Below are 13,165 nucleotides of genomic sequence, written 5' to 3' on the forward strand. Positions count from 1 at the left end.
AGGAGGAGATATCATGACGTTAGAACTCAGCGGAAATTCAAATTCTCATGATGAGCAAGTTGTTGATAGAGCTTCACAACTATTGACTAGGATGGAAAGTGTACCTTTTTCGAGATGGCATTTAAAACCTCGTATCATTATGGGATCTGCTACCTTTTTTGATGCTTTTGATGCACTATCTTTAGCGTTTGTTCTCCCAGTTCTCATCGGCATGTGGAATTTATCACCTGCTCAAATTGGTCTTCTTATTGGGTCTGGTTATATCGGACAAGCGATTGGCGCTATTTTCTTTGGGTGGTTAGCAGAAAGACGTGGCCGAGTATTTAGTGCAAAGTGGACTGTATTTCTCATGTCTATTATGAGTATCGCATGTGTATTTTCAGGTAACTTTATGGCCCTTTTTATTTTTCGTTTTATACAGGGGATTGGAGTAGGAGGAGAAGTGCCAGTAGCGGCCTCATATATCAATGAGTTGTCCCGGGCCCAAGGCAGAGGGAGATTTTTTATGCTCTATGAGATGATTTTTCCATTAGGATTAATGATCTCAGCTCAAATTGGTGCATTTGTTGTACCTAGCTTTGGGTGGAAATGGATGTTCTTGATTGGTGGAATTGGCGGTTTAATCGTCTTTGTCTTCTTTTTCATGTTGCGTGAATCTCCAAGATGGCTTATTTCAAAAGGCAGGTTAGATGAAGCCGAAAGAATCATTGAAGAGATTGAAGCTAGTACGGACAAACGAATGCCTGTTGCAAAGCAAGTGTCCAGCAGCACTGAAAAAGGCGACTGGAAAGAGCTGTTTTCTACTTTTTATCGTAAAAGAACATTGATCGTATGGGGACTATGGTTTTCTGCCTACTTTGTATCGAATGGATTAAATAACTGGTTACCGAGTCTTTATAATACGGTTTACAATTTGCCAGTTGGAGATTCATTAAGGGCAGCCTCTCTCACAAATATTTTACAGACCATAGGGGTATTCGCTTGTGCATTTTTAATCGATAAAGTAGGACGGAAGCGCTGGGCAACCATTGCATTTATCGTAACAGGTGCTTTATTAACGGCTTTATGGATCAGCGGAGCAAATTCTCCAGAAAGCGTTATTTATTTAGGGTCCGCTGCCTACGGAATGATGGGAACAATTACAGTTCTTCTCTATTTATATACACCTGAAATCTATCCAACCCGTATGAGGGTAATTGGTACGGCATTTGCTACAGCGTGGCTTAGGCTGGCCTCAGCGATTGCTCCTATTATGATAGGTTTTATTTTAGAGGTGAGCGGTGTTTCAACTATTTTTATTCTTTTTGCAAGTGTGACTGTAGTGGGAGCAATTCTTGCTTTTAAAATGATCGAAACGAGAGAGAAAGTATTAGAGGATATTGCACCGTAAGTGATGCATGCAGTGAAGAACTTATTCTAAAGAGGGTAGGTTCTTTTTTTATTCAGAGGATTTACGTACACTTTTGAAAAAGCCTAACCTACCTCAGTTCAATTATCTTATAATAGAAACATTATCAGCACTCCTTGTCATGAACATGAAAAGTATATCTATCAGATAGTGGAAATGTAGAATCATAATATAAAAGTCTACCGGCTAGGGTAGACTTTTTCGATCAGTTTAATGTTTGATCCCTTGAAGCAGTGCGGCTTTTAGGCAAAAGGATATTGGCTGACGATGTTCGTCGAATTGCAGTTGAAACAGCTGTTTCGTTTCATCGTCTGCAGCATGAAGGTGGGCAACGATTTCCTTTTGAACATTTTCTGGTGTACGTCCTCGTATGATCCAGTCCTGATAATCAATATGCAGATCCCAGTAACGGATATCTTCTTTCGTCAGATGGTTGTCAGCGAAAAGCTCTTTCCATTCTGATAACGAGCTTTCTCGCACATGGGAGGGATCTCTCAGTCTATTTAAATGATTAATAAAGTCATCCTGTGCTTGGTTTTCAGGTGCATAATGATCGACAAGTAGAAATTTGCCGCCTTTCTTTAAGACTCGGCTGATTTCAGACATGGCTGCCGGGAGATGTGGGAAGTGATGGGCAGCAAATCGGCATGTGACGAGATCAAATGATGCATCAGAAAAGGGCAATGCGTCTGCGGATGCCTGCTCAAACGTAATGTGGTTCAGCTGTCGCTCTTCCGCAAGTGCTGTAGCAACCTCGATCATTTTGGGTGTGACATCAATCCCGATTCCTTTAGAGATGACGTCTGAAAAGGAAAAAACGGTATGACCTGCCGCGCAGCCGATATCAAGTAGATGCTCATCGCCCTTTGCCTTCGCCGCCGTTTTCATCCATTCAAGTTCTTTTCCAGCTGCAAAGATGGGTGAATCTCGGTAGTTCTCTGCATTTTGTGAGAATTGTTTCTCGGCTTTTGAATATGGATTCATTCCTTTACCCCCTTTTTGTTGTTTCTTTATCGTAGGGTTCTTCCCGTGATTTGTCTAAGACATAAAAGATATGATATGAATAGTTAAAACCTATGAGGTGAGAGAAGTGGATATACGAATGATGGAATATGTCATGGAAGTGTACCGGCAGCAAAGCTTTACAAAAGCAGCGGAAAAACTTCACATTGCACAGCCCTCGTTAAGTCAGCAAATTAAAAAACTTGAGGAGGAATTAGATACTCCTCTGTTTATTCGGAAGTATGGACAAGTCACTCCTACACCTCAAGGAAACCGATTGATCAAAAGAGCAGAAACCATTTTGAAGGAACGAGATGATTTATTGCGTGAGATGGGGGAAGCTGCTTATGAGGTAGGGAAAGAACTGATGATCGGTGCGCCAGCTGTCACAGGGGGATATGTCCTGCCAAGTTTATTAAAAACCTATTGTCAAACGTATCCGCACGTTCACGTTCATTTGATAGAAGAATCGCCTCGTGAGCTAGAAAGACGTTTACTCGCTGGGAAACTGGATCTGGCGATTCTTTCTCTGCCTGTCGAGCATGAATCATTGAAAACAAAACAAATGCTGACAGAGCCGCTTCTCCTCGCCATTCCGCAAACGGCTCAACCGTGGTTGACGGATGAACTGAATGAAATCATCAATCAAGCGGAACAAGAAGGGTCTGTCCCGTTTCATCTTCTGGAAGATGCCCCATTTATTATGCTGAAAGAGGGATATGGCTTTCGGCAAGTGGTCACGGAACTGTGCCGTCATCATGGCTTTCGGCCGAGGATTGCATTTGAAACAAGTCATATTCAAACAGCTCAGGCATTGGTTGAAAATGAGCTAGGTGTGACGGTGGTGCCGAAAATGGTGGCACAAGAGGAAAGGAAAGCAGTCACTTATTTACACATTGATTCATGCCCAACCCGTACTCTTGTGTTTGCATATGTGGAAGAAAGATATTTAACGAAAGCCGCTCAAGCCTTCATGGACCTTCAACAGAATCAAGGAAAAGCTTAAACAAACGTTTAATTAAACGTAAAAAGCAGGGGAGTCCCCTGCTTTTACCTTTTTTCAGCGTGATAGAAAACCTTTGCAGTTTAGGAAGGACGAGTACCGACGCGGAGCGAATTTGACATTCGTGAGCACCGGCACGCAGGACTGACACCGAATGCGAGGGTTTGTCTACACGCTGAAAGCAGGGGGCCCCTGCTTTCTAATATAAATCCAGCCGCTGATCTGTCATGACGGGGATTTGTTGTCTCACTTCATCTACGAGCTGAAGATCAATGTTTGCATAATAAATGTCTTCTTCATCATTTGTCTCAAGTAGAATGCGTCCGAGCGGGTCAATCACCATGGAGTGACCAGGGAATTCAGTGTCTCTGCTTGTGCCCGTCCGGTTCACCGCAATCACAAATGACTGATTCTCAATGGCTCTTGCGATGAGCAGACTGCGCCAATGGTCCACTCTTGCTGACGGCCATTGAGCGGTATTAACAAGCACCTTCGCCCCTTTGTTCACGAGCGTCCTAGAAAGCTGAGGGAAGCGGAGGTCATAGCAGATCATCGCACCAATCTTGACATCTTCACCATAGTCAAATAAACCAAGCTGATCACCAGCGGTTAAATAGTTATGCTCATCCATTAAGCGGAATAAATGAATTTTATCATAATCTAACAAAAGCTCACCTTGGCGGTTAAAGACATACATTGTATTGGTGATGTTTTCATCTTCTGTCCTCTTATTTAAAACACTGCCTGCGATGAGATACACTTGGTGCTTGCGGGCAAAGGAAGAGAAGAGTTGTTTTGTTCGCTCGCCATCTGCATCGGCAAGCTCATCCGCTTGCTCTAACGCATAGCCGGTATTCCACATTTCAGGTAGAATAATCAAATCAGGCTGTTGGCGGATGGCTTCTTCTAAACATGCTTCTGCTTTCTGAAAGTTTACATCAGGTTCTCCTATTTGTACGTCCATTTGAATCAGGGCGATGTTCATGTCGGTCTGCCTCCTTTATTCGTTTCATGCAATGAATGGTTCGGTGATATTGCCTGAAGCATCTAGTCTTCAAGCCAGTTTCTTTATCATAAAGCTTTCCGCCATCTTTGCCAATAGAAATGTCAGAAGGTTTTGTTAAATGACTTTCTCAATCAAGAAATGAGTGGTATGATACTCATAACTAATAAAACAAAGGGGAATAGTATGATATGCAATTGTTCGATTTATCACTAGAAGAGCTAAAAAAATATAAACCAAAGAAAACAGCACGTCCTGATTTCTCAGACTTTTGGAAGAAATCGCTCGAAGAACTGCGCCAAGTGAAGGCAGAGCCAACACTTGAATCTTATGACTATCCAGTGAAAGGCGTCAAGGTGTACCGCCTGACGTATCAAAGCTTTGGACATTCTAAAATTGAAGGCTTTTATGCTGTGCCTGATCAAACTGGTCCGCATCCAGCGCTCGTTCGTTTTCATGGCTATAATGCCAGCTATGACGACGGCATTCATGACATCGTCAACTGGGCGCTGCACGGCTATGCAACATTTGGTATGCTCGTCCGCGGTCAAGGTGGCAGTGAAGACACATCAGTGACGCCAGGCGGGCATGCATTAGGATGGATGACAAAAGGCATTTTATCGAAGGATACGTACTATTATCGAGGCGTTTATCTAGATGCTGTTCGTGCACTTGAAGTCATTCAGTCTTTCCCCGAAGTAGATGAACACCGGATCGGCGTAATTGGTGGGAGCCAGGGAGGTGCATTAGCGGTTGCAGCTGCAGCCCTATCAGACATTCCGAAAGTCGTCGTGGCAGATTACCCTTATTTATCAAACTTCGAGCGTGCAGTGGACGTTGCCTTGGAGCAGCCTTATTTAGAAATCAATTCATACTTTCGCAGAAACAGTGATCCGAAAGTGGAGGAAAAGGCATTTGAGACATTAAGCTATTTTGATTTAATCAATTTAGCTGGATGGGTGAAACAGCCAACATTGATGGCGATCGGTCTGATTGACAAAATAACCCCACCATCTACTGTGTTTGCGGCATACAACCATTTAGAAACAGATAAAGACCTGAAAGTATATCGCTATTTTGGACACGAGTTTATCCCTGCTTTTCAAACAGAGAAGCTGTCCTTTTTACAAAAGCATTTGCTTCTATCAACATAAGAGCATGACAAAGAGCTAAAATGACATTCATTTTAGCTCTTTGTCTTTTTCAGCTATTGGAGCGATCAGCTTAATAACTGGTGTTCTGTCTTGTTTTTTCATCAGGCACTAATGCTGTAACGATCAGTGCAAGGGCTGTGATGATGTGAAGGATGAATCCGAGAATCGGAATCCATGCAAGGCAGGATGTGACAATTCCAATGATACTTCCAATCATTGGTCCCTGGTCTCGCTTCGATAAGACGAGTGTGATAATATGCAGAATAAGCATGACCATGAGCGGTGAATAGCCATTGCTGATAACGAATAGACCTCCGATCACAGGGATAGCAAGGCAAGCTTCAAAAATCCCAGTGATCCATTTCATAATGCGAGATATAGACATCAGATCCAACTCCTTTTTCATATATGTCTTATTCGTATTTTCCCAAAAGGTGAAGAAGTCATGCAGAATTCTATAGAAAGAGTTGATGGACACTTGAGAGAGAGAATTAAGGAAGAGCTGAAAATCATCGAAGAAACGTATGACGTCAAGATTTGTCTTGCCGTCGAATCAGGCAGCAGGGCATGGGGTTTTCCCTCGACCGATAGTGATTATGATGTTCGCTTTTTATATGTTCCCCGGAAAGAATGGTATTGGGCGATGGAAGAGCATCGTGATGTCATAGAACGACCGATTGATGACATGCTTGATATCAGCGGCTGGGAGCTTAGAAAGGCACTGCGACTATTCAATAAATCAAATCCGTCCATTATGGAATGGCTGTCTTCTGATATCATCTATGCTGAATCTTTCTCTTTGGCAAAGCAGCTAAGAGAATTAAAGGATCGAGCGTTTTATCCTGCGGCTTTGATGTATCATTACCTCAATATGGCGAAGCGGAATGAAAGCCGGCATTTACGAGGAGAGCAGGTGCGAATCAAGAAGTATTTCTATGTGCTTCGTCCGCTGCTTGCCTGTCAGTGGATTGAACGTTACCGAACAGTTCCACCAATGGACTTTCATGAATTACTCAAGGAGCTAGTGGAGGAAGGTCCGCTGTTAGCAGAAATTCACGAACTGCTCAAACGTAAAATGGACGGAGAAGAAATGGATGTAGAGAACCGTCTCGCTCATGTCCATCCATTTATTGATCAAGAGCTGGCGCGTTTTGATGAATTGGTGAAAAGCTACAATCAGCCGAAAGACAATCTGATGCAAGAATTAAATGAGCTTTTGCAGTCTACCCTTGATGAGGTGTGGGCGTAGGAGGGGAGAGTCAGCCGGATAGCGGCAGACTCTTTTTTTATCTCTTATTGTGATAAAACCACAAAAAAAGTCAGAATTTTTGTCATCTTCAAATATTGTAGCGGACAGCTCATGAGCCTTACAATAAAGACATAGCTTACAAAGAGTGGGAGGTGCCCTTTATGGAGTCGGTCACAAGAAATTTCTTCTTGTTTTTGTCAAAGAGCAGTCTCTTGAACCATATTGCTCGTAATTGGGGAAGTGCTGTTGCATCAAAGAAAATCATCGGTGGGAAGGATTTTGAGAGCGCTATCCCTGTCATCAAACGATTAAACGATCAAGGTATGGCCGTAACGGTTGATCATCTCGGTGAGTTTGTCACAAAGGCAGAGATTGCAAATGAGCGGACGAATGAGTGTATTCAAACCATTCAGCGAATTGCAGAGGCGGGACTCAATTCCCACGTGTCACTTAAAATGACATCGCTTGGCTTAGATATTGACGATGATCTCGTGTATCGCAATATGAAAAGCATTTTAGATACGGCAGAGAAACACCGTATTATGGTGACAATTGATATGGAGGATGAACAGCGCTGTCAAAAAACGCTGGACATTTTTAAAGAAATGAAATCTCAATATGAGTATGTCAGTACGGTGTTGCAGGCGTATTTGTACAGAACAGAACAAGATCTTGATGACCTAAATGAGTTGCAACCATTTTTAAGACTTGTAAAGGGTGCCTATAAGGAATCCGCCGAAGTGGCGTATCCAAACAAAAAAGACGTCGATCAGAATTACAAGAAGCTGATCGAAAAGCAATTACTCTCAGGGAACTATACAGCCATTGCGACACATGACGATCAAATGATCGAATTTACGAAACATATTGTGAAAAAACACAATATACAGACAAGTCAGTTCGAATTTCAAATGCTGTATGGCATGAGATCAGAAACGCAGCAAGCACTCGTGAAGGAAGGCTATCAAATGAGGGTCTACACCCCGTATGGACGAGAGTGGTATGGCTACTACATGAGACGTCTTGCGGAAAGACCAGCAAACATTGCATTTGCTTTAAAAGGGATGACGAGAAAATAATTTGAAACGGGAGCGTGACAAAGATGACAACACCTTACAAGCATGAACCATTCACGGATTTTAGCCAGGAAGAAAATCGCCAAGCGTTTGAACAAGCATTAGCCAAAGTAACAGAATCACTTGGGCAAACCTATCCGCTTGTGATTAATGGAGAAAGAATCGAAACAACAGACAAGATTGTCTCGATCAATCCGGCGAAGAAGGAAGAAGTCGTGGGTACCGTATCAAAAGCTGGGAAAGAAGAGGCAGAGCAAGCGATTCAAGCTGCGGCAAAAGCGTTTGAAACATGGCGCTACACGTCTCCAGAAGAAAGAGCCGGCGTCTTATTCCGCGCTGCGGCAAGCATTCGCCGTAAAAAGCATGAGTATTCAGCCCTTCTCGTAAAAGAAGCAGGGAAGCCTTGGAATGAAGCAGATGCAGATACAGCAGAAGCCATTGACTTCCTAGAGTATTATGCCCGTCAAATGCTAGAGCTTGCGAAAGGCAAACCGGTGAACAGTCGCGATGGGGAACGCAATCAATATGTGTACACACCAACTGGCGTGACGCTTGTCATTCCACCATGGAACTTCTTGTTTGCAATCATGGCAGGAACAACCGTTGCACCAATCGTCACAGGGAATACAGTCGTATTAAAGCCAGCAAGTGCGACGCCTGTCATTGCTGCCCGCTTTGTAGAAGAACTGGAGCAAGCAGGTCTTCCGAAAGGTGTTGTCAACTTCGTGCCAGGTAGCGGAGCAGAAGTTGGAGATTACTTAGTAGATCATCCAAAAACAAGCCTCATTACATTCACTGGATCAAGAGAAGTGGGCACACGTATTTTTGAACGTGCGGCAAAAGTACAGCCAGGACAACAGCATTTAAAGCGTGTCATTGCTGAAATGGGCGGTAAAGATACCGTGGTTGTAGATGAGGATGCAGATGTTGAATTAGCCGCTAACGCCATTTTCACATCAGCCTTCGGGTTCTCAGGTCAAAAATGTTCAGCTGGATCTCGTGCTGTCGTCCACGAGAAGCTGTATGACCAAGTCGTTGAGCGAGTGAAAGAAATCACAGAAACGAAAACAACAGCGAATCCGTTATCAGCTGATGTGTACATGGGACCTGTCATTGATCAAGCTTCCTTTGACAAGATCACGGAATATATCGAAATTGGCAAGCAAGAAGGCCGTCTAGTCACTGGCGGAACAAGTGATGATTCAGAAGGGTACTTCATTCATCCAACCGTGTTTGCAGATCTAGAGCCAACATCTCGTTTAATGCAAGAAGAAATCTTTGGACCTGTCCTAGCTTTCTCAAAAGTCTCAAGCTTTGATGAGGCGCTTGAAGTAGCCAACAACACAGAATACGGGTTAACCGGTGCGGTCATTACAAATAATCGTGATCACATCAACCGTGCGAAGCAGGAGTTCCATGTCGGGAACCTTTACTTTAACCGTAACTGTACGGGAGCGATTGTGGGATACCACCCATTTGGTGGCTTTAAAATGTCAGGAACTGATTCAAAAGCAGGCGGACCAGATTATCTTGCTCTGCACATGCAGGCCAAAACGATCAGCGAAATGTTTTAATATGGAAAAGCATGAACTCGTGCAGGCGAGTTCATGCTTTTTTTACCTGTCTACGACTTGTTTCTATACAAATATGACTGGAAAGAAGTATGATAAATGTATCACTTATTCAGGGAGCAATCGGGATGGAAGAGATATTAGAAAAGCTTCATACATTTTTTGATGTCGATAAATTAATTGCATTTATTAGTGGTTATTTAAAAAAACCAGTCATTTTAGAAAGTACTGAATGTCAGCTGCTTGCTTATAATTCTTACAGCATCCAGCAGTTCGACCCAGTCAATCAGCAAACCATTTTCTCAAAGGAATGTCCGGGAGCTGTGGTGGATTGGTTAAAAAAAACAGGGGTCATTGAGCAGCTATATACAGATTCAAATCCTTTTTATGTGAATGGTCATGAGGAGCTCGGGTTTAATCGACGAGTGGCTGTGAGCGCCAAGCACAAACAAGAGGTTGTCGGCTTTATTTGGGTGCAGGACATTGAAGATTCTCTCTCTCAAGAGGAGCTGCAATTTTTACACGAGGCATCGTTTCAGGTTGGAAAAGTTATTTATAAAAATAAGAAACAGTTGGAGAAAAAGGAAGGCAAGATTGAAGAGTTCTTCAAAAAGGTCATGGATGATCATTTTTATACAGAAGAAGAGCTGAAATGGGAAGCTGAGAATTTAAGCATTCCACTGCCAGCTGTCTTTACTGTGATGGTTGTTCATGCCGCCGATAACAAAAGTGAGACCGCAGAAGATGTGAAGGATATGATTAGAACCTATTTACAGCTAGAAGACAAGGTCAATCACGTCTACTCTGTGCAAGCAGACATCGTCGTGATATTAGGCAGTTTGTCAGATCGCCACTCACCAAAAGCGACCGCTGCGGATGTCGTCGCCCATCTTCAATCGAAAACGCATACACACCCATCTCCTTTATATATTGGGATGGGAAGAGAATATCGAGATGTCATGAAAATGAGCACAAGTCGATTTGAAGCGATAGAAGTCGTGAAAGCAGTGAAGATTGTCGGCGGACAGGAATTGATTCCATACGATTACGAGCATTTGGGGGTCTTCCGGTTCTTAGACTCGATTTACAGTCACCAAAAAAAGAAAAACGACTTTAATCCAGATTTGTTGCGCCTAAAGGAAAAAGACCGTGACAGCCAAACATCATTTTTAAAAACCTTAGAGGTCTACTTATTGAATAATTGCAAGCTAAAACCAGCTGCAGAGCAGTTGTTTATTCATCAAAATACATTAAACTATCGAATGAAACAAATTTTTGAAATGACGTCTATTGATTTAAGTCATTTTAGCCAGCGATGTGAGTTATTTATTGAATTGATGCTGATGAAAAAAGATCAATAGACGTGGACTCCGCAGGTGCAAAGGATGACCTGCGGATTTTTATGCGAGATCATAAAATGGCATACAATTGCCTTATTTCGTTGTATGATAGATAAAGATTTTATGAGGAAAGTGAAAGGAGGGCCACCTTTGGGATCAGTCACCTTGGCCATTTTAATTTTCATCATGACCCTCGTCCTTGTCATTTGGCAGCCAGGACGTTTAACCATTGGATGGTCAGCGTGCGGGGGAGCGATTCTTGCTCTTGCTTTTGGGGTCGTTCATTTGGGCGATGTATGGGAAGTTACCCAAATTGTCTGGAACGCCACCTTTGCATTTATTGGAATTATCATCATTTCATTGATTTTAGATGAGATTGGTTTTTTTGAATGGGCGGCACTTCATATGGCAAAAGCCGCAAGAGGGAACGGGGTCCGCATGTTTATTTATTTAACATTGCTCGGCGCTGTGGTAGCAGCTTTTTTTGCCAACGATGGAGCGGCACTTATCTTAACCCCGATCGTTTTATCTGTGGTCAGAGCGTTGAAGCTGGATGAGCGTATGATTCTGCCATTTGTCATGGCAAGCGGCTTTATTGCAGATACGACGTCTTTGCCATTTGTCATTAGTAACTTGGTCAATATCGTATCAGCCGATTATTTTCATATTGGCTTTCTTGAATATACAGCAAACATGTTCGTCCCAAACCTTGTATCGCTTGGCGCTAGTATGCTTGTGCTGTATGTGTTTTATCGGAAACTCATCCCGAAAACGTACGATGTTTCGCAGGCGAAGGAACCAGCTTCGGCCATTCGTGATCTGCGCATGTTCCGGTTATCTTGGTATGTGTTAGGGTGCTTGCTTGTTGGATATTTTGCTGGGGAATTGGCAGGCATTCCGGTGTCAATCATTGTAGGAGGCATTGCCATTGCTTTCTTATGGCTGGCAAAACGGAGTCCACAAGTAGCGACAAAACGAGTCGTCAAAGAAGCACCGTGGTCGATTGTGTTTTTCTCTATCGGCATGTATGTCGTGGTGTATGGGCTGAAAAATGTCGGCCTGACAGAAATTTTAGCGGCGTGGATTGAACAGGGGGCGTCACACGGTTTACTTGCGGGAACGATGTTTATGGGGGTTCTGGCAGCAGTACTATCTTCAGTCATGAACAACCTCCCAACCGTTTTAATTGATGCGATTGCCATCGGTCACACAGATACAGCAGGTGTGATGAGAGATGCACTGATTTATGCCAACGTCATCGGCTCAAACCTTGGTCCGAAAATGACCCCAATCGGTTCATTGGCGACATTGCTGTGGCTTCATGTCTTGAAGAAAAAAGGTGTGCATATTTCTTGGGGGGCATACATGAAAGCTGGAATCATTCTAACCATACCGACGCTGATCATCACGTTATTGGGGTTGTATGTGTGGTTATGGTTGATACATTAAAAAGCAGATCCAATGGATCTGCTCAGCGTGAAGACAAACCCTCGCATTCGGTGTCAGTCCTGCGCGCTGGTGCTCACGAATGTCAAATTCGCTCTGCTCCAGTGCTCGTCCTTCCTAGACTGCAAAGGTTTTCTTTCACGCTGAAAAGGAAACAAAGGGCTAAAATCAAGTTCATTTTAGCCCTTTGTCAACAATCTGAGCAGATCCAATGGATCTGCTTTTTGTTGTTATAGATATTTTGCATAGCGTTTTTCCAAAAAGTCTTGGAGCAATGAGACCACACTGCATATGCCCCAGTAAATCAAGGCAACCAATATATACATGGTCATATAATCGAATTCTCGTCCACCCACAATTTTTGCTTGCTGGAAGAGTTCGGGCACAGTAATCATTGCCGCTAGTGAGGAAGCTTTGATTAAATCAAGCATGACGTTGGTCAGGGGCGGCAGTGCAATGCGCACGGATTGAGGCAAAATGACTCCGCGCATCGTTTGCCAATAGCTGAGACCAAGAGATTTGGCGGCTTCCACTTGACCACTTGGAACAGAGGAGAGAGCCGCCCGGTTAATTTCGGCAATGTATGCAGCACTATTGAAGCTGAATCCAATAATAGCAGCAGTGACAGCTGTAAATTCAATGCCGATGTAAGGGAATCCGAAATAAAGGATAAACAAAATGACCAGAATGGGAACCCCTCGCATGAATGAAATATACAGCCGTGCAGGCAGCCGAAGGAACCACGTATTTGCCATTCTAGCAAGGGCAATAAAAAAACCTAGAATCGTACCAAAAAACATGCTCACAAAAGAAATGAGCAGCGTCAGCCAGATGCCTTTCATCACAAACGGAAATGACGCTTTTGCCAGTGCAGGATTAAAGATATATTCTAAATGAATATCTCCCACGTCTG

12 protein-coding genes are annotated in these 13,165 nt (G+C 43.2%); 8 read left to right on the forward strand and 4 right to left on the reverse strand.

The genetic code is table 11. The features are described 5' to 3' along the window. Nucleotides 1-13: 13 nt before the first annotated feature. A complete protein-coding gene (locus NSQ52_RS01895; RefSeq protein ID WP_024718969.1) occupies nt 14-1,390 on the forward strand; it encodes an MFS transporter in 1,377 nt (458 codons plus the stop codon). A gap of 228 nt (nt 1,391-1,618) precedes the next feature. Here NSQ52_RS01895 and NSQ52_RS01900 read toward each other — a convergent pair whose 3' ends face one another. Next, nucleotides 1,619-2,392, reverse strand: a complete 774-nt coding sequence (locus NSQ52_RS01900; RefSeq protein WP_268383536.1) for a class I SAM-dependent methyltransferase — start codon at nt 2,390-2,392, stop codon at nt 1,619-1,621. Between the two features lie 118 nt (nt 2,393-2,510). On the opposite strand from NSQ52_RS01900, the gene NSQ52_RS01905 reads away from it, so the two are divergent. Continuing rightward, nucleotides 2,511-3,416, forward strand: a complete 906-nt coding sequence (locus tag NSQ52_RS01905; RefSeq protein ID WP_039166324.1) for a LysR substrate-binding domain-containing protein — start codon at nt 2,511-2,513, stop codon at nt 3,414-3,416. 196 nt (nt 3,417-3,612) lie between these two features. Here the strand turns inward: NSQ52_RS01905 and NSQ52_RS01910 are convergent, their stop codons facing one another. Further along, entirely contained in the window at nt 3,613-4,398 is a 786-nt protein-coding gene (locus NSQ52_RS01910; protein ID WP_046527178.1) for a carbon-nitrogen family hydrolase, read from the reverse strand. Between the two features lie 209 nt (nt 4,399-4,607). Between NSQ52_RS01910 and NSQ52_RS01915 the strand changes: the two genes are divergently transcribed. Further along, nucleotides 4,608-5,570, forward strand: coding sequence for an acetylxylan esterase (locus tag NSQ52_RS01915; protein ID WP_342473855.1), 963 nt, complete (start codon nt 4,608-4,610; stop codon nt 5,568-5,570). A 70-nt stretch (nt 5,571-5,640) separates the two neighbouring features. Here the strand turns inward: NSQ52_RS01915 and NSQ52_RS01920 are convergent, their stop codons facing one another. Continuing rightward, a complete protein-coding gene (locus NSQ52_RS01920; RefSeq protein ID WP_008342068.1) occupies nt 5,641-5,955 on the reverse strand; it encodes a hypothetical protein in 315 nt (104 codons plus the stop codon). Nucleotides 5,956-6,015: 60 nt separating this feature from the next. On the opposite strand from NSQ52_RS01920, the gene NSQ52_RS01925 reads away from it, so the two are divergent. The 5 genes from NSQ52_RS01925 to NSQ52_RS01945 all read left to right on the forward strand — a co-directional run bounded on the left by NSQ52_RS01925 (nt 6,016) and on the right by NSQ52_RS01945 (nt 12,255). Next, on the forward strand, nt 6,016-6,819 hold the full coding sequence (locus NSQ52_RS01925) for a nucleotidyltransferase domain-containing protein (protein ID WP_017358557.1): 804 nt from the start codon (nt 6,016-6,018) through the stop codon (nt 6,817-6,819). 161 nt (nt 6,820-6,980) lie between these two features. Continuing rightward, nucleotides 6,981-7,898 carry a proline dehydrogenase gene (locus NSQ52_RS01930; RefSeq protein ID WP_024718963.1) on the forward strand — a complete coding sequence of 306 codons (918 nt, stop codon included), beginning with the start codon at nt 6,981-6,983 and terminating at the stop codon, nt 7,896-7,898. Between the two features lie 23 nt (nt 7,899-7,921). Next, the gene (gene pruA, locus NSQ52_RS01935; RefSeq protein WP_058336343.1) at nt 7,922-9,469 is read left to right on the forward strand and encodes an L-glutamate gamma-semialdehyde dehydrogenase; all 1,548 of its coding nucleotides are present in this window, start codon (nt 7,922-7,924) and stop codon (nt 9,467-9,469) included. A gap of 125 nt (nt 9,470-9,594) precedes the next feature. Next, complete coding sequence (locus NSQ52_RS01940) at nt 9,595-10,827, forward strand: helix-turn-helix domain-containing protein (protein WP_008342058.1); 1,233 nt, start codon at nt 9,595-9,597, stop codon at nt 10,825-10,827. 129 nt (nt 10,828-10,956) lie between these two features. Continuing rightward, nucleotides 10,957-12,255: an arsenic transporter gene (locus NSQ52_RS01945; RefSeq protein ID WP_008342056.1), complete on the forward strand. Its 1,299-nt coding sequence runs from the start codon at nt 10,957-10,959 to the stop codon at nt 12,253-12,255. A gap of 227 nt (nt 12,256-12,482) precedes the next feature. Here NSQ52_RS01945 and NSQ52_RS01950 read toward each other — a convergent pair whose 3' ends face one another. Then, complete coding sequence (locus NSQ52_RS01950; RefSeq protein WP_008347854.1) at nt 12,483-13,160, reverse strand: amino acid ABC transporter permease; 678 nt, start codon at nt 13,158-13,160, stop codon at nt 12,483-12,485. Nucleotides 13,161-13,165: the final 5 nt, after the last annotated feature.

It is taken from the genome of Bacillus sp. FSL W8-1141 (assembly GCF_038593205.1).
GTDB classification, from domain to species: Bacteria; Bacillota; Bacilli; order Bacillales; family Bacillaceae; genus Bacillus; species Bacillus altitudinis.